Origin of the sequence: Prauserella isguenensis (assembly GCF_014191605.1) — a bacterium.
Taxonomy (GTDB): domain Bacteria; phylum Actinomycetota; class Actinomycetes; order Mycobacteriales; family Pseudonocardiaceae; genus Prauserella; species Prauserella isguenensis.
Window position 1 is genome coordinate 63,744 of sequence record NZ_JACHWU010000005.1, and the last position, 26,371, is coordinate 90,114.

25 protein-coding genes and 1 pseudogene are annotated in these 26,371 nt (G+C 71.1%); 7 read left to right on the forward strand and 19 right to left on the reverse strand.

The features are described from left to right. Window positions 1-100: 100 nt before the first annotated feature. The 7 genes from FHS23_RS18755 to FHS23_RS18785 form a co-directional block, all read right to left on the reverse strand. Window positions 101-1,489, reverse strand: a complete 1,389-nt coding sequence (locus FHS23_RS18755) for an MFS transporter (RefSeq protein WP_183657653.1) — start codon at window positions 1,487-1,489, stop codon at window positions 101-103. Window positions 1,490-1,712: 223 nt separating this feature from the next. Next, the gene (locus FHS23_RS18760; RefSeq protein ID WP_183657656.1) at window positions 1,713-3,164 is read right to left on the reverse strand and encodes an FAD-dependent oxidoreductase; all 1,452 of its coding nucleotides are present in this window, start codon (window positions 3,162-3,164) and stop codon (window positions 1,713-1,715) included. Beyond that, window positions 3,161-5,380 carry a molybdopterin oxidoreductase family protein gene (locus FHS23_RS18765; RefSeq protein WP_281372551.1) on the reverse strand — a complete coding sequence of 740 codons (2,220 nt, stop codon included), beginning with the start codon at window positions 5,378-5,380 and terminating at the stop codon, window positions 3,161-3,163. Before FHS23_RS18765 ends, FHS23_RS18760 begins: the two co-directional genes overlap by 4 nt. 147 nt (window positions 5,381-5,527) lie before the next feature. Next, the gene (locus FHS23_RS18770; RefSeq protein WP_183657659.1) at window positions 5,528-6,331 is read right to left on the reverse strand and encodes a TIGR02569 family protein; all 804 of its coding nucleotides are present in this window, start codon (window positions 6,329-6,331) and stop codon (window positions 5,528-5,530) included. A 260-nt stretch (window positions 6,332-6,591) separates the two neighbouring features. Further along, window positions 6,592-7,770: an adenylyltransferase/sulfurtransferase MoeZ gene (gene moeZ, locus FHS23_RS18775; RefSeq protein ID WP_183657662.1), complete on the reverse strand. Its 1,179-nt coding sequence runs from the start codon at window positions 7,768-7,770 to the stop codon at window positions 6,592-6,594. 105 nt (window positions 7,771-7,875) lie between these two features. Then, window positions 7,876-9,030, reverse strand: coding sequence for a DUF3152 domain-containing protein (locus tag FHS23_RS18780; protein WP_183657665.1), 1,155 nt, complete (start codon window positions 9,028-9,030; stop codon window positions 7,876-7,878). Window positions 9,031-9,081: 51 nt separating this feature from the next. Beyond that, window positions 9,082-10,185, reverse strand: a complete 1,104-nt coding sequence (locus FHS23_RS18785; protein WP_425501146.1) for an alpha/beta fold hydrolase — start codon at window positions 10,183-10,185, stop codon at window positions 9,082-9,084. A gap of 86 nt (window positions 10,186-10,271) precedes the next feature. On the opposite strand from FHS23_RS18785, the gene FHS23_RS18790 reads away from it, so the two are divergent. After that, complete coding sequence (locus FHS23_RS18790) at window positions 10,272-10,895, forward strand: TetR/AcrR family transcriptional regulator (protein ID WP_183657667.1); 624 nt, start codon at window positions 10,272-10,274, stop codon at window positions 10,893-10,895. Window positions 10,896-11,043: 148 nt separating this feature from the next. Here the strand turns inward: FHS23_RS18790 and FHS23_RS18795 are convergent. Both FHS23_RS18795 and FHS23_RS18800 read right to left on the reverse strand, forming a co-directional pair. Next, window positions 11,044-11,922 (reverse strand): annotated as a pseudogene (locus tag FHS23_RS18795) (alpha/beta fold hydrolase); the annotation flags it as partial. Between the two features lie 8 nt (window positions 11,923-11,930). Next, on the reverse strand, window positions 11,931-12,836 hold the full coding sequence (locus FHS23_RS18800; RefSeq protein ID WP_183657671.1) for an AurF N-oxygenase family protein: 906 nt from the start codon (window positions 12,834-12,836) through the stop codon (window positions 11,931-11,933). An 80-nt stretch (window positions 12,837-12,916) separates the two neighbouring features. Here FHS23_RS18800 and FHS23_RS18805 point away from each other — a divergent pair, with 80 nt between their 5' ends. Then, window positions 12,917-13,732 carry a TetR/AcrR family transcriptional regulator gene (locus tag FHS23_RS18805; protein ID WP_425501147.1) on the forward strand — a complete coding sequence of 272 codons (816 nt, stop codon included), beginning with the start codon at window positions 12,917-12,919 and terminating at the stop codon, window positions 13,730-13,732. Continuing rightward, complete coding sequence (locus FHS23_RS18810) at window positions 13,729-14,055, forward strand: DUF4873 domain-containing protein (RefSeq protein WP_183657675.1); 327 nt, start codon at window positions 13,729-13,731, stop codon at window positions 14,053-14,055. The genes FHS23_RS18805 and FHS23_RS18810 overlap by 4 nt, the downstream gene beginning before the upstream one ends. A 160-nt stretch (window positions 14,056-14,215) precedes the next feature. Here the strand turns inward: FHS23_RS18810 and FHS23_RS18815 are convergent, their stop codons facing one another. Together FHS23_RS18815 and FHS23_RS18820 are read right to left on the reverse strand one after the other, a co-directional pair. Next, entirely contained in the window at window positions 14,216-14,446 is a 231-nt protein-coding gene (locus FHS23_RS18815; RefSeq protein ID WP_183657677.1) for a DUF3107 family protein, read from the reverse strand. A gap of 98 nt (window positions 14,447-14,544) precedes the next feature. Next, a complete protein-coding gene (locus FHS23_RS18820) occupies window positions 14,545-15,201 on the reverse strand; it encodes a ferritin-like fold-containing protein (RefSeq protein ID WP_183657680.1) in 657 nt (218 codons plus the stop codon). Between the two features lie 445 nt (window positions 15,202-15,646). On the opposite strand from FHS23_RS18820, the gene FHS23_RS18825 reads away from it, so the two are divergent. From FHS23_RS18825 to FHS23_RS18835, 3 genes are read left to right on the forward strand one after another with little or no spacing between them, the layout of a single operon-like run. Continuing rightward, complete coding sequence (locus tag FHS23_RS18825; RefSeq protein ID WP_221219820.1) at window positions 15,647-17,278, forward strand: DEAD/DEAH box helicase; 1,632 nt, start codon at window positions 15,647-15,649, stop codon at window positions 17,276-17,278. 5 nt (window positions 17,279-17,283) lie between these two features. After that, a complete protein-coding gene (locus tag FHS23_RS18830) occupies window positions 17,284-18,585 on the forward strand; it encodes an Rv3212 family protein (protein WP_343054084.1) in 1,302 nt (433 codons plus the stop codon). Then, window positions 18,582-19,430: an alpha/beta fold hydrolase gene (locus tag FHS23_RS18835; RefSeq protein WP_183657683.1), complete on the forward strand. Its 849-nt coding sequence runs from the start codon at window positions 18,582-18,584 to the stop codon at window positions 19,428-19,430. Before FHS23_RS18830 ends, FHS23_RS18835 begins: the two co-directional genes overlap by 4 nt. 143 nt (window positions 19,431-19,573) lie before the next feature. Here the strand turns inward: FHS23_RS18835 and FHS23_RS18840 are convergent, their stop codons facing one another. The 7 genes from FHS23_RS18840 to FHS23_RS18875 form a co-directional block, all read right to left on the reverse strand. Then, window positions 19,574-20,368 (reverse strand): LysR family transcriptional regulator, encoded by a 795-nt coding sequence (locus FHS23_RS18840; protein WP_183657686.1) that lies wholly within the window; start codon window positions 20,366-20,368, stop codon window positions 19,574-19,576. A 216-nt stretch (window positions 20,369-20,584) separates the two neighbouring features. Continuing rightward, window positions 20,585-20,872: a hypothetical protein gene (locus tag FHS23_RS18850; protein ID WP_343054085.1), complete on the reverse strand. Its 288-nt coding sequence runs from the start codon at window positions 20,870-20,872 to the stop codon at window positions 20,585-20,587. A gap of 65 nt (window positions 20,873-20,937) precedes the next feature. After that, window positions 20,938-21,921 carry a RecB family exonuclease gene (locus FHS23_RS18855; RefSeq protein ID WP_183657689.1) on the reverse strand — a complete coding sequence of 328 codons (984 nt, stop codon included), beginning with the start codon at window positions 21,919-21,921 and terminating at the stop codon, window positions 20,938-20,940. Between the two features lie 31 nt (window positions 21,922-21,952). Beyond that, window positions 21,953-22,570, reverse strand: coding sequence for a MarC family protein (locus FHS23_RS18860; RefSeq protein WP_221219797.1), 618 nt, complete (start codon window positions 22,568-22,570; stop codon window positions 21,953-21,955). Further along, on the reverse strand, window positions 22,570-23,454 hold the full coding sequence (locus FHS23_RS18865) for a PHP domain-containing protein (protein WP_183657695.1): 885 nt from the start codon (window positions 23,452-23,454) through the stop codon (window positions 22,570-22,572). Before FHS23_RS18865 ends, FHS23_RS18860 begins: the two co-directional genes overlap by 1 nt. An 85-nt stretch (window positions 23,455-23,539) precedes the next feature. Continuing rightward, window positions 23,540-24,100 carry a PH domain-containing protein gene (locus FHS23_RS18870; protein WP_183657698.1) on the reverse strand — a complete coding sequence of 187 codons (561 nt, stop codon included), beginning with the start codon at window positions 24,098-24,100 and terminating at the stop codon, window positions 23,540-23,542. Between the two features lie 19 nt (window positions 24,101-24,119). Further along, a complete protein-coding gene (locus FHS23_RS18875) occupies window positions 24,120-24,281 on the reverse strand; it encodes a hypothetical protein (protein ID WP_183657701.1) in 162 nt (53 codons plus the stop codon). Window positions 24,282-24,547: 266 nt separating this feature from the next. Here FHS23_RS18875 and FHS23_RS18880 point away from each other — a divergent pair, with 266 nt between their 5' ends. Next, window positions 24,548-24,952, forward strand: a complete 405-nt coding sequence (locus FHS23_RS18880) for an NUDIX hydrolase (RefSeq protein ID WP_183657704.1) — start codon at window positions 24,548-24,550, stop codon at window positions 24,950-24,952. Between the two features lie 56 nt (window positions 24,953-25,008). Here the strand turns inward: FHS23_RS18880 and FHS23_RS18885 are convergent, their stop codons facing one another. Next, on the reverse strand, window positions 25,009-26,118 hold the full coding sequence (locus FHS23_RS18885) for a DUF2332 domain-containing protein (protein WP_183657707.1): 1,110 nt from the start codon (window positions 26,116-26,118) through the stop codon (window positions 25,009-25,011). Window positions 26,119-26,371 lie beyond the last annotated feature (253 nt).

Below are 26,371 nucleotides of genomic sequence, written 5' to 3' on the forward strand. Positions count from 1 at the left end.
TCCGCGGCGTTACCAACAGTTCCCTTTCCCGCTCAGGGGCTGTGACACCCGGTGCGGGCACGCGGCGACACCCGATGCAGGGCCCGCGCGCTCGCGGTGCTCACACGCGCGCGTACGCGAGACTCGGCGCGCGCTCCACCGCGAAGCTCGTGCGGAGGTAGAACCACCAGGTCGTGGCCATGCACCCGCCGTAGAAGACGAGGATCGCGACGAGCGCGGGCGTCAGCGTGCCGCCGCCTTCGAGGGAGAATTTGAAGACGAGGTTCACCAGCACGCCGCCGAACGCGCCGAGCGCGCCCGCGACGCCGACGACCGCGCCCGCCTGCCGCTTGGCCGACTTGGCGACCGCGTCGGGGTCCGCGTCGACCCCGGCGTTCCGCTTCGCCTCCTCGGCGAAGATCATCGGGATCATCCGGTACGTCGAGCCGTTGCCGATCCCGGTCAGCACGAACAGCAGGATGAACGAACCGAAGAACAGCGCGAAGCTCTGCTGCGCGACGCTGACCATCACCCCGACGGTGCCGATCGCCAGCCCCGCGAAGTTCCACTGGGTGATGCGCCCGCCGCCGAACCGGTCCGCGAGCCACCCGCCGAACGGCCGCGTGGCCGACCCGATGAGTGCGCCGAGGAACGCCAGCCCGACGAAGGCGGTGTACTCCGAGAACGTGAGCTGGATCAGCGACGGGAAGGCGAACGAGAAGCCGATGAACGACCCGAACGTTCCGATGTAGAGGAAGGACATGACCCACGTGTGCTTGTTGCGCAGCGCGATGCGGTACGAGCTGCCGTCCGGCCTGGCGGAGGTGATGGAGTCCATCAGCGTCCACGAGCACACAGCCGCGACGACGATCAGCGGCATCCACATCAGTGCCGCGTAGGCGAGGTTGACGCCGGTGCCGATGCTGATGACCAGTGGCACGAACAGCTGCGTGACGGCGACGCCCAGGTTGCCGCCCGCCGCGTTGAGGCCCAGCGCAAAGCCCTTCTTGCCCCCGGGGAAGAAGAACGAGATGTTGCTCATCGACGACGAGAAGTTGCCGCCGCCGAAGCCCATCGCGGCCGCGGTGAGCAGGAAGAACCAGAACGGTGCCTGGGTGGTCACCGCGACGACCAACATGACGCACGGGATCAGCAGCAGCGACGCGCTGACCGTCGTCCACGCGCGCCCGCCGAACCTCGGGATCGCGAACGTGTACGGCACCCGGAGCAAGGACCCGACCAGGTTCGGGACGATGATGAGCCAGAACGTCTGCCCGACTCCGAAGTGCACCCCGGCGTCGGGCAGGTTCACCACGACGATGCTCATCAGGATCCACACGTTGAAGCCGAGGTGCTCGGCCAGGATCGAGAAGCCGAGGTTGCGCCAGGCGACCTTCTTGCCGACGGCGTTCCAGAACCCCGGGTCCTCGGGTTCCCAGTTGTCGATCCACCGTCCTCGTCGCCGGGCGAGCGTGTGCTCGTCGGCCGGTTTCTCTGGTGCGAGCGTCATGGAAGTCTCCTTCGGCGTGACGGGCATCGTGGGGCGGGCGTCGCAGGGTCGCCGCACCCGACGTGACGTGCGATCACGGTAGGAATCGGCTGTTTCCGGAGGCAGCGCGCGCGATTCCGGCCGTGCTACCTGGTACTCACCGCGGGCGGCGGTGGCTGTGAGGTCGCGGCCGGGATTCCGCCACACTGCGGAACGTCCCGCGGGTGGGAGCCGCGCACCGGGCCTAGTCGGTACTGGTGAGCCAGTCGGCGATGCCGCACACCGCGTCCCGGCAACTGCCGCACCCGGTGCTCGCACGGGTCCGCTGCGCGATCTCATCCACTGTGGACGCTCCGCCACGGTAGGCCTCGATGATCTTGGCCTTGCTGACGGAGTTGCACCGGCAGACGATGGCCGAACCGGGCAGGTCGGCCGGACTGGCCGCCGCGGGTGCCGCCGACGGCAGGGCCCGGCCGAGCAGCAGCGCGAGCCGGTCCTCGGGAATTCGCATCCCGCGGTCGTAGAGCTGGGTGATCGTCGCCGCCGCATCGGGCACACCGAGCACGATGGCGCCCGCCACCTTCTCGTCGCGCACCACCAGCTTGGCGTAGCGGCCACGCGTCGGATCGTCGAGGCACACGACCTCGGTATCGTCGTCGGCCGTGTCCGCGGTGACCGCCGTGTCGCCGAGCGCCGCGACGTCGATGCCCTTCGCCTTGAGCCGCGTGACGACGGACGTCCCGCTGTAGCGCGACGCGGTATCGGCGCCGGTGAGCAGGTCGGCCAGCACCCCCGCCTGTTCCCACGCGGGCTGGACGAGCCCGGGCGGCGCCGCGGGGTGCCTGCAGCAGTCGCCGAGGGCGTGGATCCGGCCGTCACTGGTGCGCAGGGCGTCGTCGACGACCACGCCCCGGTCGACGTCGAGTCCCGCGTCGGCGGCGAGGCCGGTCTCGGCGCGGACCCCGGTCGACACGACCAGCAGGTCCGCCTCGACGTGGCTGCCGTCGTCGAGCTTCAACCCGTCCCCGGGAAGGTATTTCGCCGCGCCCCTGCCGAGGCGGAAGTCGATGCCGAACCCTTCGAGCGTGCGGGCGAGCACGCGGCCCGACCCCGGGTCGAGCTGGCGCTCCATCGGATACGGCGCGGGGTGGACGACCGTCACGCGATTACCCCGGCCGGCGAGGCCGCGTGCGGCTTCCAGGCCGAGCAGCCCGCCGCCGAGCACGGCGACCGGAGCGCCCACCTTCGCCGCGTCGAGGATCCGGTCGCAGTCGTCGAGGTTGCGGAACGCCAGGGCGCCCTCGGCGAGCTCGCCGTCGTCGCCGACGAGGCCGTCCACGGGCGGCACCCACGGCCTGCTTCCCGTCGCCAGCACGAGCGAGTCGTACGCCACGGCGGTGCCGTCGTCCAGCTCGACCGTCCGGTTGCGACGGTCGATGCGCCGCGCCGCCACGTTCAGCCGGAGATCGACGTGGTTGCGCTCGGCCCAGCCGTCGTCGTGCAGGCGCACGCTCCCCGGCTGCATGGTCCCCGCCACCACTGCCGACAGCAGCACCCGGTTGTAGGCGGGGTGCGGCTCGGCGCCGACGACCGTCAACGCGACCCGCTCCCCCTCCGGGTCCCGGTTGCGGATCTCGTCGGCGAGCCGCGCGCCCGCCATGCCGTAGCCGAGGACGACCACTCTGCGCGCGGTCACAGCGCCTCACCCGGTTCCTGCTGCCCCGGCTCTCTCTCCACGTGTTCCCGAGCACCGGCCGGCACCAGCCGGGCCGCGCACACCTTGAACTCGGGCATCCGGCTGGTCGGGTCGAGCACGGGGTTCGTGATGAGGTTGGCCCGCTGCCCACCCGGGAAGTGGAACGGCACGAACACGACGTCCGGCCGCATCGACGGCACGCACCGCACCGGCGCGGTCACGGCGCCGCGGCGGGATTCGACGGTGGCGACCTCACCGGCGTCGAGCCCGGCCCGGGCGGCGGTGTCCGGATGCACCTCGATGTGGGCCTCCGGTACCGCGTCCGCCAGCTCCGGAACGGCCCGCGTCTGCGCGCCCGACTGGTAGTGCTGCAACACCCGCCCGGTCGTGGCCTGCAGCGGATACTCCGCGTCCGGCGGCTCGGCGGGTCCGGTGTGGTCGACGGCCACGAAGCGCGCGCGGCCGTCGGGGTGGGCGAACCCGTCGAGGAACATGCGGGGCGTGCCCGGGTGATCCGCCTCCGGCACCGGCCAGTGCAGCGCCTCGCCGGCGCGCAACCGCTCGTAGGTCACACCCGCGTAGTCGGCGGGACCTCCCGCCGACGCGGCCCGCAGTTCGGTGAAGACCTCCTCGGCGTCGGCGGGGAACCGGCCGGAAGGCTGGCCGAGGCGGTCGGCGAGCCCGGCGAGGACGTCGAGGTCGCTGCGCACGCCGTCCGGCGGGTCGATCGCCTTGCGGCGCAGCAGCACCCGGCCTTCGAGGTTGGTCATCGTGCCGTCCTCCTCGGCCCACTGGGTCACGGGCAGCACGACGTCGGCCATCGCGGCGGTCTCGGACAGCACGACGTCGGCGGTGACGAGGAGGTCCAGCGCACCCAACCGGTCGGCCACCCGCTGCGAACGCGGCGCCGACACGACGACGTTGCTGCCGAACACGAGCAGCGCCCTCGGCCCGTCCGGCTCACCGAGCGCGTCGAGCAGCTCGTACGCCGACCGGCCGGGCGCGGGCAGCGAATCCGCGTCCACGCCCCACACGCGCGCCACGTGCTCCCGCGCGGCCGGGTCGGCGAGCGTGCGGTAACCGGGCAGCTGGTCGGCCTTCTGGCCGTGCTCCCGTCCGCCCTGGCCGTTGCCCTGGCCGGTCAGGCAGCCGTAACCGGAGCCGCGGCGGCCCGGCAGGCCGTGCGCCAGTGCCACGTCGATCCAGGCACTCACGGTGTCGACGCCGGTGGCGTGCTGTTCCGCGCCGCGCGCGGTGAGCACGTACGCGTTGCGTGCCGCCGCGAGCCTGTGGGCGAGCGCGCGCTGGTCGGCGGCGCTGACGCCGGTGATGCGTTCCACGTGCTCGGGCCAGTACCGGGCGACGGTCCGCCACAGGTCGTCGAACCCGGCGGTGCGTTCGGCCACGTACGCCTCGTCGAGCAGCCCCTCGGCGACGGTCGCGTGCAGCACGCCGAGCGCCAGCGCCAGGTCGGTGCCGGGCGCGGGCGCGAGGTGCACGTCGGCCTGCTCGGCGGTGGGCGTGCGCCGCGGGTCGACGACGACCAGTCCACCCTTGGCGGCCGCACCCTGCAGGTGCTGCAGGAACGGCGGCATCGTCTCCGCCGGATTCGAGCCGACCAGCACGATCAGGTCGGCGCCCGCCAGGTCCGTCATCGGGAACGGCATGCCCCGGTCGAGGCCGAACGCCCTGATGCCCGCCGCGGCGGCCGAGGACATGCAGAACCGGCCGTTGTAGTCGATCTGCGACGTCCCGAGCGCCACCCGCGCGAACTTGCCCAGCAGGTAGCTTTTCTCGTTGGTCAGCCCACCGCCGCCGAAGATCGCCACGGCGTCGCGCCCGTGTTCGGCCTGCAGCTCGGTGAGCCGGGCCGCGACGAGGTCCAGCGCCTCGTCCCAGCTCGCGGGGCGCAGCTCGCCGCCGGTGCGGACGAGCGGGGTCGTCAGCCGCGCCGGGGAGTCGAGCAGCGAGGCCGACGTCCAGCCCTTCTGGCACAGCCCGCCGCGGTTGGCGGGGAACTCCCGCGGGGCGACCTCGACTGTCGGTGCGACGTCGGCGGTCGCCGTGAGGGACATGCCGCACTGCAGCGCGCAGTACGGGCAGTGCGTGTCGGTCCGCGCCCCGTTCGTGTCCGATGTGGCGGGCCGCTCGTCCGTGCCGTGCCGGGACGGACGAGCCGCGTCCGCCCCGGACGGGGTGTCGGCTGTCAGCGTCAACGGGCACCTCCTGCTGGTCGCCGGCGTTCAGGCGACGGTAGGAAGCGCGTGTTACCCGAAAGTGCGCTGATGTTTCAGGCGTTTGACGTTGCTCCGCGACCTCGGCGAGGACGCGGTGAGCACGCGGTGAGCACGCGGGCCCTGCGCCTACAGGAGTTCGCTGACCTCCGCGGCTGCGGCGCGCAGGCGGGTGGCCTCGACGTCGGCCGAGCCGGGGTGACGTGCGTGATACGCGAGCCGGAACAGAGTCGCCCGCAGCAGCAGCTGTGACCAGTCCGGCAGGTACGACCAGCGGTGCAGCAGCGTCATGTCGGCCCCGCCCCACGCGACCGCGTCGATCGCCGCGACGGCGGCTCCCCACTCCGCGGGCCGGAAATGCGGCACCAGGTCGACGATGCCGGGCGGGGCGTCACCGTCGAACAGGACGGTGCCGAACAGCTCGCCGTGCACCAGCTGCGGCCGGGAGGACAACGGTTTGCGGGCGGGCGCGAGGATCTCGAACCAGCGGCCACCCTTGGCTTCGTCGAGTTCGACGTCGACCTCGCCCCAGGCCACGCGTTCGGCGTCCGCCGCGATCCCCTGCCTGCCCGCGAGGAAGTCGGGCTCGGACAGGTCGGCCATGGCTCGGTGCAACTTGATCGCCGTGAGCACGGTGTCGTCGGGGCGGTTCTCGGGCCTGCCGGACACGAACCGGGCCGCGGCCCAGCCACCCATGACCCAACGGCCGTCCGTGGTGTTCAACGGCCGCGCGATGCGCAGGCCGGGGGCGTCGAGCGCGGCGAGCGTGCGTGCCAGCCACACGGCGTGCGCCCGGTCCGAGACCTTCCGCAGGACGACGTCGCCGTAGCGCCACACGGTCGCGGCCAGCTGCTCGCCGTCGTCGTCGGAGGCCGCGGTCAGGCCGAAAGCCGCGCGCACGTGCGCAGGCGGACGTTCGGCTGCATACCCCACGCCGACCGACGTTACCGCCGACACCACACGGGCGGGTGAGCGACCCCACGACCGACACCGGCCTGTGACCCGAGGACGCCGTGCCCGACGTCCGCCCGACTCGAGAGGCAGGCCTCGAGGACGACCCCGAGAAAGACGAAGGCCCCGGCGCTGGGGTCTCCAGCTCCGGGGCCTCCGCCGCACCCTGCAACCGGCCAGATGGCCTGAGCAAGTCTCAGCCGGCAGCACAAGACGACGCCTTCAGCAGGCGCTGCCACCTATCAGTATGTAGGCAAGCTCGTGTCGATCTGCTTCGCCCATGCCAAAACGCCTCCGCCGAGGTGCGATGCGCTCGAAAAACCGGCCTTGTGCAGGGCGGCGAGCGCCTCGGCGCTGCGCTGACCCGACTTGCAGTGCAGCACGACCGGCTTGTCCTGCGGCAGCTCCGCCAGCGCCTCACCCGACAGGATCCGATCCTTCGGGATCAGCTTCGCGCCCTTGATGTTGACGATCTCGTACTCGTGCGGCTCGCGGACGTCGATGAGCTCGAAGTTCTCACCGGCGTCGAACTTGGCCTTCAGCTCGGCCGGCGTGATCGTGCTGCCGGAGGCGGCCTGCTGCGCGTCGTCGGAGACGACACCGCAGAACGACTCGTAGTCGATCAGCTCGGTGATCTTCGGGGTCTCCGGGTCCTTCCGGATCTTGACCTCGCGGTACTTCATCTCCAGCGCGTCGTAGCTGATCAGCCGGCCGAGCAGCGGCTCACCGATGCCGGTGATGAGCTTGACCGCCTCGGTCACCATGATCGAACCGATCGAGGCGCACAGCACGCCCAGCACGCCGCCCTCGGCGCACGACGGAACCATGCCGGGAGGCGGCGGCTCCGGGTAGAGGTCGCGGTAGTTCAGGCCACGACCGTTCGGCGCGTCCTCCCAGAACACGCTGACCTGGCCCTCGAACCGGAAGATCGAGCCCCACACGTACGGCTTGCCGAGGATCACCGCGGCGTCGTTGACCAGGTACCGCGTGGCGAAGTTGTCCGTGCCATCGAGGATCAGGTCGTAGTCGCGGAAGACGTCGAGGGCGTTGTCGTTGGTCAGCTGCTCCTGGTGGAGCACCACGTCGACGTTCGGGTTGACCTCGGCGACCGACTCCTGGGCCGAGACGGCCTTCGGCTTGTCGATGTCCGACTGACCGTGGATCACCTGCCTCTGCAGGTTCGACTCGTCCACGACGTCGAAGTCGATCACGCCGAGCGTGCCCACTCCCGCCGCGGCGAGGTACAGCAGCGCGGGGCTGCCGAGCCCGCCCGCGCCGATCACGAGCACCTTGGCGTTCTTCAGCCGCTTCTGCCCGTCCATTCCGACATCCGGGATGATCAGGTGCCTGCTGTACCGGGCGACCTCATCCTTGGTCAGCTCGGCAGCCGGCTCGACGAGCGGCGGCAGCGCAGTCGACATCACGTCCTCCATCTCGCGCTTGTCGCAGTCCATCCATTCATAACCGCTCCGAGCCCCGGAACCTTCCCGGTGTCCACATCCTGGACAGATTTCCCGAGATCCGGCTCACTGGGCCTGGGGGTTCGGGAACGCGTTCGGACGGCAGGTCTTGCCATCGGCAGGCACACTGCCCGCGTCGCCGCCCTGCGTGTCGTTGAGCTTCGCGACGTAGTCGTTGGCGACGCCGAACGTCTGCTGCATCATCACCGGCGCCAACGCGCCCTCCTTGGCGCACCCCACGTGACCATTGCCGAGAGCGTGACCGACCTCGTGGTTGACGGCGTACTGACGGTACGCCGTCAGGTCGCTGCTGAACGCCTTCGCGCCCCGGACCCACCGGGCGAGGTTGATCACGACCTCGCCATTGACGTGACACGACGCCGGGTACGGAATCGCGTCGCCGCAGACGTCTTTCGCCGTCTCGGGAGTGGTGAGCCTCACGTAGAAGTCGGGCTCGGGTCCACTGTCGTCGACGCGCTGCAGCCGCACGTCGCCACTGCTGACCCAGCCGCGCTCGTCGTCCGAGAGGATGCCCTCCACCGCGGCCGCGTAGCTGTCCTCGCCCGCGATGTCGGCGGGGGCGATACCGTCCTCGACCTCGACCGTGTAGTGCAGCAGCCTGCCGCCCTTGCCGACCGGGTCACTACCGCCCGGCACCACGTGCCACGTGCCCTGCCCACTGCGCGTGAACTCGCTTCCGTCGGGCAGTTCCGCGGTGGGGATGTTCAGGTTCTGCTTCTCAGCCGGAATCTCCTCGACCCCGCCCGCGCCGCCCCCGGACTCCTTCGTACCGACCGCGGCCGACGTACCGCTCGCCTCGGCGCCCGGCTGGTCGGGATCGGTCTTGGTGGTGTCCACGACGACGAGCGCGGTGACCACGAGCAGCACCGGGATCGCATACACCCGCCAGCCGTAGGTGGCGACGACCCTGCGGAAGCCGGACTTCGACTTCCGGGTGCGTACCGGGTCGGCGTCCGCCGCCTCCTCGTCCGGGTCGACGGCCACATCCCGGCGCCCTTCGAGCGGCTCCGCGTCCGGGTCCTCGTCGTGGGGCCGCCAGGACGCCCGCAGCGGCTCACCCGGCCTGCGGACCCCGGGCCCGTAGCGTTCGTCCAACGGCCGCGCGCCGGGCGTGCGTTGGTGCCGCACACGCCCGGGGCCGCGGCCGGAATACCCGGACCGCTCGCCGTCCCGCCGTGCTTCGTGCGACACCCTGTCCACACCGCCCAGCCTGCCACACCGTCCGAGCCCGGCACGGTGTCACCCGATGGGCTACCAGCGCCCGTCGGCGACGTGTTCCCACATGCCGAGGACGGCTCGCGCCACGGTCACAGGGCGTTCCATCTGGGCGACGTGCCCCGTACGGGGCAGCACCAACAGCCGAGCCGACGGGATCGCAAGCGCCGTCGGCCGGGCGCGTCGCACCGAGATCACCCGGTCCTCGGTGCCCCACACCACGAGCGTCGGCACCCGCACCCGCGGCGCGGCCGACCACAGCGAACCCGCCCCGGGCGTGAACCACGAGCGGAAGATCTCCAGGGTGCTGCGTGCCAGCGCAGCACCCGCCCACGCGTACGTCGAACGCGCCGCGAACTCCTCGGCCTGCTCGGTCAGCCGGTGGCGCGGGAACCGGTCGGCGTCGGCGTAGACGAGACGGATCGTCTGCAGCGCGCGCTCCTCGGGCGTCAGCCGCGCCAGCCGCCTGCGGGCGGGCGTCCCGATCACCGGCAGCATCGCCAGCGCCATCCGGGGGTCGGACAGCCTGCGCGGGTCGGGCCTGCGGTCGGGCATCGCGGGCGAGACGAGCGTGAGCGTGCGCACGAGTTCCGGCCTGCGCGCCGCCACCAGGAGCGAGACCGCCCCGCCCATCGAGTTGCCCACCAGGTGCACCGGACGTCCCAGCCACTCCAGGTAGCGGGCGACGACGTCGGCGTGCGCGTCGAGGCTGTAGCGGAACCCGGCCGGCGGCTGGGAGAAGCCGAATCCCGGCAGGTCGAGCGCGATCCCCTCGGCGTGCGGCGCCAGCTGCGCCGCCAGGTCCGTCCAGTTGGTCGACGACCCGCCGAGACCGTGGACGTAGACGGCCGTCTCGTCGGCACAGCCCGGGGTGCGGCGCACGTGGAGCCGCACGCCACCTGCCTCGTCGCCCACCTCGCCGTCACCGTGCCCGCCGTTACCGTGCCCGCCGTCACCCGGCGCGGCGGCGGCTTCCCACGAGCCCTCCCACGGGGGCAACATCGGGTCGTGGGCGGGCAGCGCCGCCCGGGACAGCGGCACGTGCGTCAACGGCCCTCGGGTCGTCCCCACGGGCGGGACGGCCGGGCGCTGCCGGTCCTGCGGAATCGGGGCACTCGTCGTCGATGCGGTCTCGGACACGACGTCCAGGATGCCGTATGAACTCGATGTTTGGCGTTACTTACATACCGCCGAGTAATGTGCCCGGGGAAGTCTGGAGGCGAAAGATGACCGACACGGCGCACGGCAAGGGCGTGCGACTGCCCCGCACGCAGCGACGTGCCCAACTGCTGGCCGCGGCACAGCAGGTGTTCGCTGCCAACGGCTACCACTCGGCGGCGATGGACGACATCGCCGAGCAGGCGGGTGTCAGCAAACCGGTGCTCTACCAGCACTTCCCCGGCAAGCTCGACCTCTACATCGCGCTGCTCGAGAGCCACGTCGACGACCTGGTGCGGGCCGTCGAGGGCGCGCTCGCCTCCACCACGGACAACAAACAGCGTGTGCAGAACGCCGTCGGCGCGTTCTTCGACTTCGTCAACGGTGACGTCGGCGCGTTCCGCATGGTCTTCGAATCCGACCTCCGCGGCGAGCCCGACGTGCAGCAGGCCGTCGACAGGGCGACGACCGCCACGGTGGACGCGATCGCGAAGACGATCATGTCCGACGCCGGGCTCGACGCGGAGCGTGCACGGCTGCTGGCCGTCGGCCTCGTGGGCATGAGCCAGGTCAGCGCGCGCTACTGGCTGGACCAGGACAGCGACATCAGCCGGGATGACGCCGTACGGCTCACCTCGACGCTGGCGTGGCGCGGGATCGGTGCGGGCTTCCCGCTGCACCATCCGCTGTAGCGCCACCGTCCCCGGTGCCGCCGCTCCCGGTGCCGCCGCTCCCGGTGCCGCCGTCCGCGACGACTCCGTCCCCAGCGGCCCCGTCCCCGGCGGCACCACCACCCGCTGCGGCATCCACGGCAGCGGCGCTGGTGCTGTGGGAGCTGTGGGCGTCGGCGACGAGCCCGCCGATGGCCTCGGCGACCGAGGTGTGCCGTTCCTGCGTGATCATGTGCCCCGCACCGGGCAGCAGCACGAACCGCGCGTCCGGCAGTTCGTCGGCGATGGCCTCCGCGTGCTCGACCGGCGTGAGCCGATCCCGGTCGCCGACCATCACCACCGTGGGCACGGTCCGCAGCGCCGCCAGCGCGGTGCGGCGGTCGTGCAGCGAGATCGCGTTCTGGAACCCGCCGACACTACGCGGGTGCGCCTTGCGCAGCTGGTCCGCGACCGAACGGACGTCGGCCTTCCGCGGCCGCTTGCCGAACACGAGCAGCCTGCCGCCGACCGTCGCGAGCGGACCGCCCACCGGCAGCCGCTCCGTCCGGTACGCCAGCAGCAGTTTCGCGAGCCGACGTTCCAGCCGCGCTGCACCCCTGCCCAGCGCGCCCGGGAAGCCGAGCGTGACGCGGTCCATGTTCCCCGACGACGTCGCCACGAACGCCGCACCCGCGACGCGACGTGCCACCAGGTCCGGGTACCGGTCCGCCAGCGCCATGATCGTCATGCCGCCCATCGAGTGCCCCGCCAGCACGACCGGCCCCGCGGGCGCCTGCGTGGCGATGACCTCGGCGAGGTCGTCGGCCAGCCGGTCGATCGTCGCCGAGTCCGGTCCCGCCGGGTCGGACTCGCCGTGCCCGCGCAGGTCGTACCGCACGATGCGCGCCGACGAGGCGAGCTCGCCCACCACGCGGTCCCACGTACGCCGGTCCTGGGTCCACCCGTGCACCAGCACGAGCGTCACCCCGGAACCCGCGTCCCCGACGGGATCGCAGGTCTCGACCGCGAGTCGGGTTCCGTCCGACGAGGTGACAGTGGTCGTCGCCATACCTGCCCTCACTTGTTCGGCAGCAGGCCCGCGCCGCGCCACAGCCTCATGCCGGGAGCGCCGACCAGGCCCGCCTCGTCGAGGAACGGCATGATCTTCTCGCCGGAGAACAGCAGCGTCGCCCGCCAGTGCGGGTTCTTCAGCGCCGCCTCGTAGCCGTCCCTCGGGCGGATGCCCACGGCCTTGTAGACGTACGGGTTCACCAGGCTGCGGGTGATGTGCCAGGACACGAACGCGATGAGCCAGCGCTGGTAGGCCAGCTCGACCTTGCCCATGCCCTTGATCCGACGCGTGACCTCTTCGCGCGCGAACGTGACGTGCCGGGCCTCCTCCAGCACGTGGATGCGGTTGACCATGCGCACCAGCGGCTGGATCTCCGGGTCGTTCATCTGCTCACGCTGGAGCCGGTCGAGGATCTCCTCGGCGATCAGGATCGAGCCGTACAGCGCGGGGCCGTAGCCGATGATCGGCAGGATCTTGGCGAGCTTGTGGCGCCACTTCACCGGACCGTAGTGCGGGCAGCCGAACGTGTTCGACATGCGCGCGAACATCGTGGAGTGCCGGCACTCGTCGGCGATCTCCGTCAGCGCGTACTGCGCGTGGCTCGTGGTCGGGTCGCCGTTGTCGACCTCCTTGAGCAGCAGCTGCATGAGGATGACCTCGAACCAGATGCCGTTGGTGGCGATGCTGGCCATCTCGTGCTTGCCGAGCTCGATCCGCTGCTCGGGCGTGAGGGTCTCCCAGAGGTCGGTGCCGTAGATGCTCGACCGCTCCTCGGGAATGAACCGCTTGCCCTCCACGAGGGGCGCGTCCCAGTCGATGTCGACCTCGGGGTCGTAGAACTTGTTCGCCGACGACTTCAAAAGACGCTCGGCCGTCTTCTCGCGCCCGGCATCGCCCAGGGTCCGCGTCATCGCGGGCCACCACCTTTCACGGCTCTGTGAGGACTGCTCCGTGGTTAATGTAACTTCCGGTAACAGTTACTTCTGGTAGCATGCGAGGCATGCCGGACCCTGTCAAGTCGAGCAAGAAGAAGTCGTCCGACAAGGCCACGCCCGGAAGCGGTGATGCCAGGAAGGACCGCTGGCGCAAGCACCGCATCGCGCGCCGGGCCGAGTTCGTCGACGCCGCACTGGCCGCGCTGGAGGAACAGGGTCCCGACCTGGGCATGGAACACGTCGCGGCGGCGGCGGGCGTGACCAAGCCGGTGCTGTACCGCCACTTCGAGGACAAGGCCGACCTCTACCTCGCGCTCGGCGACCGCGGCACCGAGATCCTGTTCGAACGCCTCATGCCGGCGATCAACGCCGAACTCGCCCCGGTTCCCCGCATCCGCATGGCGCTCGACGCGTTCTTCACCGTCCTCGAGGAGCACCCCAACCTGTACCGGCTGCTCGCACGCAGACGGTTCGCCGACCGCCCGCTGGACTCGGACGTCACCGACGTCGTCGCCGAGGACAAGGCGCTCATCGCCAACGCGCTGACCGCACTGCTCGGCGACTACCTGCGCATGTTCAGCGTGGATTCGGGCGCGGCCGAGCCGTGGGCGCACGGCGTGGTCGGGCTCGTGCACAACACCGGCGAATGGTGGCTGGCCAAGCGCAGCATGAGCCGCGACGCCGTCGTCGAGTACCTGACCCAGATCATCTGGGCCGCCATCGACGGACTCGCCCGGCAGCACGGCATCGAGATCGACCCCGACCGACCGGTCGACACCAACAAGGTCGTCCAGTTCAACCGCGACGACGACACCGCAGACCCCGCCGACGGAACCGCAGGCCCCACCGACGAAGCTGGAGCAGCACGATGAGCGAACACGACGAGGACGGCTACACCGGCACGGCCACCCTGCTGGTCAACGAGACCGAGTTGACGGTCGAGGTCGAATTGCGCGGCCACTTCCAGCCGATCGACGGCTACTACCACTGGTACGGCCGGATCAAGCGCCACGACGAGCTCATGGCCCTGACCGGGGGCAAGAAGCGCAAGGTACGGATCTCCACGCCGGAGGCCGCCGCCGACGGCGAGATCTCCGACCCCGACCCGTGGGACCGGTACCGGATCATGGGCACGAGCACCCCGCCGTTCGCGGTGCCGACCACGCTCGACGAGGTCGAGGCCACCGCCCACTGAACGGACCACGTCCACGGGCACGTCCGAACGGTCCACGCCGGCCCACGGGCCGCGTCGACCGACGCGGCCGCACACGACGAACGCCGCGCCTTCCCCTCGGAAGGCGCGGCGTTCGGATGTTCGGGTGTTCGGATGCGGCCGGCTGTCGGCCGCCCGCGGGTCAGCCGCCGACCGCGAAGCCGACGCGACGAGCGTCCGACGGCGCGATCTCGACGTACGCGATCCGGTCGGACGGGACCAGGTACTTGCGGCCCTTGTCGTCGGTCAGGCTGAACAGGCCGTCTTCGGCACCCAGTGCGTCGGCAACCAGCTTCTCGACCTCGTCGGCCGTCTGGCCGCTGGACACCACCAGCTCCCGCGGGGCGTCCTTGATGCCGATCTTGACCTCCACGTGCAACCTCCGCTGCGAAAAATTGAGCCCGTTCGTTCCCCACCCAGGCTAGCGCGCCGCACCAAGGAAAGCGCCCGAGGTGGCCAGGCGCGCCGTAGTCAGCCCAGGCCGAGGACCTGCATGCGCTTGGCGTGTCCCTGCTGGAGCTTGCGGAACAGCGCCGCGATCCCGGACAGATCGACCGACCCCGCCACGATGAGCTCGGCGAGGCCGTCCCGTTCGGCGACGATGTACTGCGCCTGTGTCAGCGCCTCGCCCAGGAGCCGGCGCGACCACAGCGACAGCCGGTCGCGCTGGGTGCTGTCGGCCTCGATGGCGGCCGCCACCTCCCGTTCGGCGAACGCCGAGTGCCCGGTGTCGTCGAGCACGGTGAGCACGAGACGGCGCACCTCGTCGTCGAGCACGGTCGAGAGCTCCCGGTACAGGTCGGCGGCGAGATTGTCGACGACGTAGGCCTTGACCAGGGACTCCAGCCAGGTACGCGGCGCCGTCGACTCCTGGAACGCATCGACGTGCTTGCGGAACGGCTGCATCGCCTCCTCGACCGACGCGCCGTGTGCGTGCAGATGGTTGGCGAGCATCTCGTAGTGGCCGATCTCCGCACCGGCCATGGCCGCCAACGCGGCGCGCCCGGCCAGTGTCGGAGCCGATCGCGCGTCCTCGGCGAGCCGGTCGAACGCCGACAACTCCCCGTAAGCCAGGACCCCGAGCAGGTCGACCACGCCGTCACTGATTTCCGCACGCGCCTCCGTCACGACGTTCACCGTAGTCGAGAGCGCAAACCGGCCCGCAGTTACCAACGACACGTGATCAATTGCGGCGGGCGTCACGATATGTCGGCGTGTTCGCTGTACACTCGGAGCCGAGAGCGATTTTCACCACTCGTGGACCGCCGCGAAAGACATATTCGTGGCAGGTGAACACGCAAGGTGAGAAGCAATGTGCGTGCACGCCTCGGCGATGTTCCCACACCGTATTTCTTCGCTGGTCACGAACGCGAAAACACGGATGTGAGTGTGGTCGAGCCATCGCGGTATATGCCTGGCTTGCGCGCCGGTATGAGAGAGGCGATTTCCCATCATCCAGGACCAGAACCAGACCGCAGGCGCCGATAGCGCAGGCGGTCCCGCAACCGATGTCGCACCCGACGTCTCCCGCCCCGCCGAGGAAGCCGACACTCCGGCCTTCGCCGAGTTCGGCCTGAAGCCCGAGATCATCTCGGCGCTCGAGGCGTCGGGCAAACACCGCACCTTCGCCATCCAGGCGCTGACCCTGCCGCTCGCCCTCAAGGGCGACGACGTGATCGGGCAGGCTCGGACCGGCATGGGCAAGACCCTCGGGTTCGGCGTGCCGCTGCTGCAGCGGCTCGAGACCCCCGGCGACGGCACGCCGCAGGCGCTGGTCGTCGTCCCCACCCGCGAGCTGTGCGTCCAGGTCACCAAGGACCTGGCCGAGGCGGGCGCGAACCTCGGCATCACCGTCGAGTCGATCTACGGCGGCAGGCCGTACGAACCGCAGATCGAGGCACTGCAGCGCGGCGTGGACATCGTCGTCGGCACGCCCGGCAGGCTGCTCGACCTCGCCGAACAGCGCCACCTGGTGCTCGGCAAAGTGCGCTCGCTGGTGCTCGACGAGGCCGACGAGATGCTCGACCTGGGCTTCCTGCCCGACATCGAGCGCATCCTGCGGATGGTGCCGGACGAGCGGCAGACGATGCTGTTCTCGGCCACCATGCCCGGGCCGATCATCAACCTGGCCAGGACGTTTCTCACCCAGCCGACGCACATCCGCGCCGAGGAGAACGACGCGGGCGCCATCCACGAGCGCACGACGCAGTTCGTCTACCGCGCGCACTCGCTGGACAAGCCCGAGCTGGTCGCGAAGGTGCTGCAGGCCTCGGGCCGCGGCCTGACGATGATCTTCACGCGCACCAAGCGCACCGCGCAGAAGGTGGCAGACGAACTCACCGACCGCGGGTTCGCCGCGGCCGCCGTGCACGGTGACCTCGGCCAGGGCGCGAGGGAGCAGGCGCTGCGCGCCTTCCGTTCCTCGAAGGTCGACGTCCTCGTCGCCACCGATGTCGCGGCGCGCGGCATCGACGTCGACGACGTGACCCACGTCATCAACTATCAGATGCCCGAGGACGAGAAGACCTACGTCCACCGCATCGGCCGCACCGGCCGCGCGGGCAAGACGGGCGTCGCGGTGACCCTCGTCGACTGGGACGAGATCCCCCGGTGGAAGCTCATCTCCGACGAGCTCGGACTGGACCAGCCGGAGCCGGTGGAGACGTACTCGACGTCGAAGCACCTCTTCTCCGACCTCGACATCCCCGCGGACGCGACGGGCCGCCTGCCGCTGAGCAAGCGCACCCGTGAGGGACTGGCCGCTGAGGACGCCGAGGACCTGGGTGACAAGCGGCGTGAGCGGGGCGGATCCCGCGACAGCGGCGCATCCCGCTCGCGCAACCGCAAGCCCCGCAGGCGCACGCGCGGCGGCCTGTCCGAGGACGGCGGTTCGGCCGAGTCCGCGGGCGGCGAGTCGCAGTCCGACGGCGAGACCGCGCCCGCGGGCTCATCCGGTTCCGGCCGGTCGCGCTCGCGCCGCCGCACCCGCGGCGGCGGCAGCGGATCGAAGCCCGCCACCGAGAGCCACGCCTCGGCCGACGGCGCCACCAGCGGTGGCGACGCCCAGGCCGACGGCGGCCAGCGGCCCGCGCGCAGGCGGCGCCGCCGTGGCGGGCGCGGCCGGGGCGGTTCCGGCTCCGAGGCCCCGCAGGACAACACGCCGCAGACCGCCAACACGAGCGAAACGTCGGCCGCGGCAGACTGACGTCCGTGAGCTCCACCGGATCACCAGAGCCGGACCCGGACACCACGACCGGCGACACGACCCACGACGGCGGCTCCGCACTCACCACGGTGCGGAGCCGCCGCTCGCCGTGGAACCGCAGGCGTGACCGCGTCGCCGCCGCGCTGCTCGGCGTGGCGGTCGTCGTGACGGGCCTCGTCGTCTGGGCGGGCAGCGACAGTCGGGCCACGATCAGTGAGACCGGGCCCGCGCCCGGACGCGTGCCTGCGCAACCGGCCTCCGTGCCCCCGGACCTTCGCGAGGCTTGGCGGGCGCCGAGCTCCGCGACCCCGGTGCCCGTCGCGACGGCGGGCACCGTGATCACCGGCCACGACGGTGAGGTCACCGGCCGCGACCCCGACACCGGCGAGGTCCGCTGGCGCTACGCCCGCGACCTGCCGTTGTGCACCGTCGGCGCCGAATGGGAACGCGCACTGGCCGTGTACCGCACGGACGCGGGCTGCAGCGAGGTCACCCAGCTCGACGCCGGCACGGGTCAGCGCACCGCCCAGCGCAACGGCGATGCCGAACACGGCACGCGGCTCGTCGGCGACGGCGGGTACGTCACCACCACCGGCGACCGGGTGCTCAACACCTGGCGCGACGACCTGGTCAAGAGCATGGAGTTCGGGCGCGTGTATGCCCAGGTCAACGCGGGTTATCAGCCGCGGCCGAACTGCACCTACGGCACCGTCGCCGCGGCGTCGGGCCGCGTCGGCGTGATCGAACGCTGCCCCGGCCGCGACGGCGCGCTGCTGACGGTGCTCAAGGCCGCGCCGGAGGAGTCCGACCAACCGGAGCAGGAGTTCTCCCAGACGCTTCCCGAGCGGGGCGCCAAGCTCGTCGCGATGGTGCCCGGCGGTTCGGCGGTACTGCTGCCCGAGGCGAGGGAACTCGTGCTGTACGACGCGAAGGGCCGCGAAAGGACCCGCTACCCGCTCGACCTTCCTCAGTCCGATCTGGACCGCGAACCGCGCGACGGCGTGATGCCCACCGCCCGCGGCCCGAAGAACGTCTACTGGTTCACGGGGTCCCGCACGATGGCGCTGTCCACGGCGGACCTGACTCCGCAGTGGACCGTGCACAACACGCGCGGGCCGGGCACGGCGTACGCCGGCCGGTACCTCGCCCCGGTCGGTGGCGGGCTGGCCGTGCTCGACGCCGCGAGTGGCGACACCGTCCGCACGATCGCCGTCGACCGCGGCGGTTACCGAGGCCCGATCCACATGGCGACCGCGGGCCCCGTGGTGCTCGAACGCCGCGGCGACGAGGTGGTGGCACTGCGATGACCGGGGACCCCCGCACGACCGCGTTCTCCCAGCTGTCGCCGCACGGCGGCACGCGGATCGACCTGCCGGGCGGCATCGCCGCGCTGTCCGGCCCCGAACCCGCCGACGTCGCGGGCACCGCACTGCTCGTACCCGGCTACACCGGGTCCAAAGAGGACTTCGCGCCACTGCTCGACGGCATCGCCGACGGCGGACTGCACCCGTTGGCGATCGACCTGCCCGGCCAGTACGAGTCCCCCGGCCCCGACGACGAAACCGCGTACCTGCCGGACCGGCTCGGCGAGGTCGTCGCCGAGCTGATCACCGCACTCGACGGCCCCGTCCTGCTGCTCGGCCACTCCTACGGCGGACTGGTCTCGCGTGGCGCCGTGCTCGCGGGCGCCCCGGTGGCCGGCCTCACCCTGCTCGACAGCGGCCCCTCCCGGCTGCCGCACGGCCTGCGCACCCAGGCGCTCGAAGCGGGCGAGCCGCTGCTGCGCACCCAGGGTGTCGAAGCCGTGTACGCGATTCGCGAGCAACTCGGTGGCCTGCCCGCCGCCGAACTGCGCGAGTTCCTGCGCAGGCGGTTCGTCAACTCGGCCGCCGCGGGACTGCTGGGCATGGCACGAGGCCTGCGCAGCGAACCGGACCGCACCGAGGAACTCGCCGCCGCACTCGGCGATCGCCCCGCACTCGTCGTCACCGGCGAACGCGACGACGCCTGGCCCGTCGACCTGCAGAAAGACATGGCCCGCAGGCTCGCCGCGACGTTCACCGTGGTCCCCCGCGCCGCCCACTCCCCGAACACCGAGAACCCGCACTTCCTTCTCGACGTCCTCCTCACCGAGTGGCACACCTGGCTCTAACGGTTGTCGACGCCGTCGACCGCCCGCGTGTTGCGCCTTCCGGGGCCCGTGTTGCGCCTTCCGGGGCCCGTGTTGCGCCTTCCGGGGCGCGTGTTGCGCCTTGCGGGACCCGTGTTGCGGTTTCGGGGGCGGGTGTTGCGTATTCAGGAAACCGCCAGGTCCGGTGTCCATGCATCGTCCGGGGTTCGCGGCCGTGTGATGCGCAGATGATCGCGTAGTGCGGCCAGCAGTGGGTGCCGGTCTCCGCTGCGGAACAGCAGAGTGTGCGGGTAGACGGGTGTGGGTGCGCGCAACGGGATGCGTCTCAGGTCGTGACTCCCGGGCCACAGGTACCGGTCCCCACAGCCGACGAGAGTGCCCAGCGAGGCCGACTCGGCCAGCGCGTCCATCAGTGCCTCGTCACCGAAGTGGGGCCCCAATGCGTCGATGCTCAGCCCGAAGGCCTCGGATAGCACCCGGTAGTACTCCTCCCACTCCGACCCCGGTCTGATCCCGGGGATCCAGATGCGGTGGCCGACCAGGTCCGCGGGTTTGGCCCACGACTCGTTCGCCAGCGGGTGGCCGGGCCCGACCAGGAGCTCCAGCGGCACGTCCAGGAGTCGTTCGGCTTTGATGCCCGCCGGCAGCGGGGATGCCGGCAGGGCGCGGAACGATGCGTCGACCGTTCCGTCGAGCACGGCCTGAGCGGCCTGGGCGGCGTTGTCCCCGCTCAGCGTGACCGCGTCCAGGTTCATCTCCTGCTGGGAACGGTAGAACCGGTATACGGCCTGGGCAGGAGCGATACGCCGGTTGAGGACATCGACGCGCAACGGCCTGCTGCCGGGACGCACGGCCTGCTCGGCCTGATCGAGAGCCTTGAGGACGTTCTTTGCGTGCGGCAGGAGAATCCGTCCGTCCAGAGTCGTCCGAGAGCCGCGGGAGGTCCGCACCAGGAGCATGACCTCGAGGTGTCTCTGTGACCATCGGGGCCGGTGCGGTGGTCGCCGCAGGCGCCGTCGTCACCCGGGATGTCCCTGCCGGCACCGTGGCCGCAGGAGTCCCCGCCCGGGCCATCAAAACCATCGACTGAACCAGCCGGTCCGCGCTCCCGAGCGGCCCTTGTCACCCCTCGGAATTCCAGCGCCCTCGCCGAGCAGGCCGACAGTTACTCAGCCTCAAGCCCACCAGCAGATCCAGAGCACGACACCGGCGATGCCGACCACGCCGACACCTGCCAGGCCGGCGACCGCTCCCCGTGCCCGGTCAACCACCACGGACTGGATCGCGATCGCCGCCACCGCACCGAGCACGTGCCACACGACCACGTCGGTCCCGGGCCCGCTGTCGGTCGCGAACGCGACCACGAGCACGACGACGGCCAGCAACGCGAATCCCGCGGCGACCGAGCCCGTCAGGCCCCGCCACACGCGCCCGCCCGTCCCCGGTCTGTCCGGCTCGCTCACGGGCGTCTCCAGTGGTTCGGTGCGGTCGTTGGCTGTGGTCGTCCTCGTCCAGCCCGGAGCCCGGGTCACGACACCCCCCCTGATGATCGGTCCACCCCGGCCGCGGCGCGCTCCGGAGTGCCACCCTCGCCGCGTTCACCGCCGGCCGAGCCACCGTCCCCGTCGGCGCCGTCGGCGTCACCGGGGTCGTCTCGGAGTGGGGCGAGCAGGTCCCACGACCGCGCGGCCGGTGCCGCTTGTTGCCCGGCGGAGCAGCTCGGGCGGAAGTCACACCACGAACACCGCCGTCCGGTTCGTGCGGGGAACAGCTCGTCGGGATCGCCGCCGTCGGCCAGCTTATCGGTGGCCTGTTGCAGGTCGCCCGCCGTCTCCTCGGCGCGGGTCAGCTGCCTGCGCAGGCTGTCGGCGGTGTGCTCGGCCGCCACGACCGTGCCACTCGGCAGATGGTGCAGCTCGACGCGCCGACAAGGTGTGTGCAGGGTCCGTTCTGCGGCGACGGCGTACAACGCAAGCGCTTGCGACGAGCGTGCCTCCGGCTCGTCGGGTGCGCGCCTGCCGGTCTTGTAGTCGACGACCACGAGCTCGCCGTCACGCTCGTCGATTCGGTCGGCGCGGCCTTCCACGATCATCGACGGTGGACCGTCGCCGCCCGCCGCGGGCGCCGACACCCACCGCTCGACCCCGCGGGGCTCGTCACTCACGTCGTGCTCGGACACGTATCGGGCGGCCCAGTCCTTGGCGAGTCGCCGGTACTCGGCGGCCTGGTCGGAGTCGGCGAACCCGGCGCCGGTCCAGTGCCGTCCCACGAGCGCGGCGGCGCGGCCCGGAGTGCGCTCGGCGGCGGGCAGGTCGAACAGGGCGCGCAGGGCGTTGTGCACGACCGCGCCGAGCGTGCTGTGCGCCCACGCCCCCGTGCGCTGCGGCGTCGGCCGGTCGACGTACGCCAGGCGGTACCGGCGCGGACAGTCTTCGAACGTCGACAGCCGCGCCGGCGTCACCTTCATCAGGCGCCGCGGCATCACACCGAAGTCGAACCCCAGTTGCTCCATCCCGCGCACCGTACCGACAGTCCCCGACACCTCACGCGCCGGCGATGAAGCCGCGCACCGAATCCGCCACCAGCTGTACCGCGATCGCCGCCAGCAGCAGACCCGCGATCTTCGCCAGCAGCGTGATACCGCTCTCCCGCAGCACCTTGATGAGCACGCCGGAGTAACGCATGCACACCCAGATGATCAGGTGCACGGCCACGATGGCACTCGCCAGCGCGATGTACCCGGCGGGATCGCCGTCGGCCTCACGGACGAACACGATCGTCGCCGCGATGGCACCCGGCCCGGCCAGCAGCGGAGTCCCCAGCGGCACGAGCGCGACGTTCACGTCGTCGGCCACCTCGGGTTCGCTGCCGCCCTTGCTCGTGAGCAGGTCCAGCGCGACCAGCAGCAGAAGCAACCCACCGGCGCCCTGCAGCGCCGGGATGCCGATGCCCAGATACGCGAGGATCGCCTGTCCCGCGACCGCGAACAGCGCGACCACCAGGAACGACACCAGCACCGCCTGCAACGCCGCCCGCGCCCGCGCCGACGGCTGTTTGCGGCCCACGAGACTCAGGAACACCGGCACCGTGCCGGGCGGGTCCATGATGACGACGAGAGTGATGAGGGCCTCGGTGAACAGCGTCAGGTTGAAGTAGTCCATCACCGCCGCCTCGGGCCGCCGACCACGACGTCGGTGCCCGTGGCCTGGGCGATCAGGGCGTCGAACTCCTCCGGGGCCGTGACCTCCTGGCCGATCGCGATCGACTTGTTCGTGCCGTGGTAGTCGCTCGACCCGGTGCGCACGAGGCCGAGGTCCTTCGCGAGTGCACGCAGTTCGTCCCGGGTGCGGCCGTCGTGGTTGGGATGGTCCACTTCGACGCCGGTGAGCCCGCGGCGCGCCAACGACTCGATGACCTCGGCCGACACGGTCGGCCCGCGCTGGAACGCGAACGGATGCGCGAGCACCGTCACGCCGCCTGCCTCGGCGATCATGTCGATGGCGCGTTCGACGGGCGTGTCCCTGCGCGCCACCGAATACCCGCGACCGCCCGCCAGGTAGCTTCCGAACGCCTCGTCGACCGTCTCGCACAGCCCGGCACGCACCAGTGCCTGCGCCAGGTGCGGCCGACCCGCCGGGGCGTCCGGTCCGAGCCGAGCCAGGATCTCGTCGGCGTCCACCGGCAGCCCGTCGGCCGCCATCCGCCCGGCGATCGTCCGCAGCCGTGACCGTCGCTGTTCCCGCAGCCTGCGCTGCTCGGCCACGATGGCCGGGGCCGCGGGGTCGAACAGGTAGGCCAGCAGGTGCACACTCACCCGACCGCCCCGGCCGTCGTCGGATTCGCACGACAGTTCCGCGCCCGGCACGAGCCGCATGCCCCGCGGCAGCGCATCGGCGGCGGACTGCCAGCCCGCGGTCGTGTCGTGGTCGGTCAGTGCCACCACACCGAGCCCGGCGGCGGCCGCCACGGCGACGAGGTCGGCCGGGCCGTCCGTGCCGTCCGAGACGGTCGAATGGGTATGCAGGTCGATGCGCACGACGACCATTGTCCAACACGCAGGCCCGGTGACCCCACGGCAGGCGCCGCGGCGGCCCGCGAAGCGCGACCGTGTGCTGCGACGACCGTCCGGGTCAGCCCCGGACCTTCTTGCCGCGCGCGGCGCGCTGGGCCTTGATCATGGAGAACCGCTCGGCCTGCTTCTGCTTGTCGCCGAACACGAGCTCCGAGATGGTGTCGTAGAAGTTCTCGGGCTCCGGCAGGTACCGGATCTTGTTCAGCGCCTGGATCTGACCGGCGGATTCGATGACCGTCGTGCCGTAACCGAAGATGCGCCCACCGAACGTCCGCTCGTAGGTGAGGTCGGTGACCTTGGTGATCGGCATCATCAGCACCTGCGTGGTCCAGACACCGGTGGTCATGATGAACCGCTTGTCGGTCACGACGAGCCGTTCGACCCACCATTCGATGACCTTGTACGCGAACCAGAGCACGACGCCCAGGGCGGCGTACCAGAGCAGGTTCTGTACGACCCACATCGACGGCGGGAGGATGTACGAGATCATCACGCAGATCGCGATCATGGCGATGGCCTCGAACACGTTCCACCCCAGACACGCCCAATGGCGTCGGATGCGAATCACCCGGCGCTCGGTGTCGAGGAGGTACTCGTCTGGATCGCGTGGAGCGAACATGGACCGAGGGTAACGCGTGTCAGGTGAAGATGTTGCTGACGAACGTGATCACGGCTTCGGCGGCGTCGCGCAGGAAGCCGATGATGTTGTTGACAAAACCCGCAGCTTGACCTGGCTGCGCGATCACGAAGAACAGAACCAACGCGACAGCGGCAATTCCTGCGAGCTTCTTCGCGTTCACGGCGATCAATCCCGTCTCTCGAGTGCAGACCAGTTGCTTGGACCTGTTGGGTGAGGTGCCACTAAGTTTGTACCGCACTACCTGTCGCTACGGGAGGTAAGTCCTGCGCTTGGGGCAGTACGCGCGGCGATCGTAGCGTGATCGCTACGCATCGTGACCGGAGGGGCGACCGTCGCGGCGACACGCGGCGCCGCCCCGGCCCGTCCCGCGGCCCGGCGACACGGAGACGACGGCTCGCCGACCGCGGCGGAGGGACAGAGGACGGCATGGACCACATCCGTTGTGTCGGCGGCATCGTGCACGACACCGACGGCAGGCTGCTGCTCATCCGGCGGGCCAACGAACCTGCGCGGGGCCGCTGGTCACTGCCGGGAGGACGGGTCGAGCCGGGCGAGACGGACCGCGACGCGGTCGTGCGGGAACTTGCCGAGGAGACCGGGCTGACCGTCGAGGCGGGCGCACTCGTGGGCCGTGTGACGCGCGAGCCCTACCTGATCCACGACTACCGCTGCGTCGTCCGTGGGGGGCGGTTGACCGCAGGAGACGACGCCTCCGACGCCCGGTGGGTCGACCGTGCCGAGCTCACTCGGATGGAGTACCACGACGAGCTGACAGACAACCTCGTGAGCACATTGCGTGCATGGGGAATGCTGCCTCACGACTCTCCGTGAGGACCCGCGCGGGCTGTCGTGGCGAACGCCACCGGCGCCCGGGGTGGGGCGGCACCTCACCCGCCGAGCCAGGTCATCCGCTGCCCGTGCGGGTCGGCCAGCGCGAGCGCCTGCCCGCTCGGCGTGCCGTTCTTCCAGGACACAAGGCCTACGGCCGGCCGAGCCGTCGACGCGTAGGCGAGGTCCTCGCGGTGCGGCAGCACGAGACCGAGCCCGTACTCGTACGGCTCGAGAGACGCCCACCACACCGGCCTCCGCCCGGCGAGTTCACCCAGTGCAGTGACGAACTCGTCGCGGTGCTCCGGCTCCATGTACATCAGCACGTGACTCGTGAAGACGACGAGGGGCATGCCCTCCGGCACGCGGTCGGCCGCCGTGGACAGGCCACCCGCCGCATCGCCCGCGACGAGCTCCGGCACGTCCTTGGCCTGCGCATCCGCGGCCGTGCGCAGCATGCGGATCCGATCCGGCTGGTCGGCCCACACGCACGCCTCGAGCCAGGCGAGCTCGTCGTCGTCCTGCGCGTCGACCGGGTTGCGGTCGAGGCCGACCTTCGCGCCGACGTTCAGCTTGGTCGGCACCGTCGGCGGCTGGGCCCCGTCGGCGAGCTCGACCGCACAGTGCAGGCCCACCGGCGTCTTCTTCGGCCCCGCGGCGAGCTGCTCACCACCCGGCAGCCGGTACTGGTAGGCGAACCGGTCCATGCCCAGCAGCAGTCCGGCGCTGCAGCCGGCCTCGACCAGGCCAACCTTGCCCTTCGCCTCCTTCGCGGCACGCGCCACGGCGGGGTAGAGCACAGCGGCGCGGTTGACCTCGTTGGTCTGTGTGAAGCGGGTCCGCAGGAGTTCCTTCACCCGGTCACTGCGCTCGAGCAGGAACGTGCGGAACTCGGGCCACGTCGCGCCGTCCACGCCGTCCATCCCGCCGAGCGACGGGTAGTACCGCGACAGCGGATGGATCGGCTCGGCCTGGATCAGCCGGTGCGCCACCGCCAGCAGCAGATTCGGGTGCGCGTCACCGCCGGTGCCCGCCTCCAGCAGCAGTGCGGCGACGTCGTCGTCCTCGGCGGCGTGACCCGCGAGGTGCGAGTACAGCGGGGAGATCCCGGCCGCCTCGTGGTCGGCGAACCGGCGCAGCCGCTCCTTCGCCGTGCCGACGTCAGCCATGCCGCCGCTCCGTCTCGACGACTACCCATGATCCGAACCGCACGTCAGAGCCCTCCTCGAAGATCCCCCAGCGATGATGCGAGACAACCCTAGAGGTACCCTTGACCATCGGCGCGCAACGCGTCAACGCGAGCAACACCACGTCGCGTGCAGACCGGCCGGAGGAGGTGAGGAATGCAGATGAGCAGTGACGACAGTCCGCCCAGTACGTCGAATCCGCTCAGTACCCCGAGCCCGCTCAGTACGGGCACCG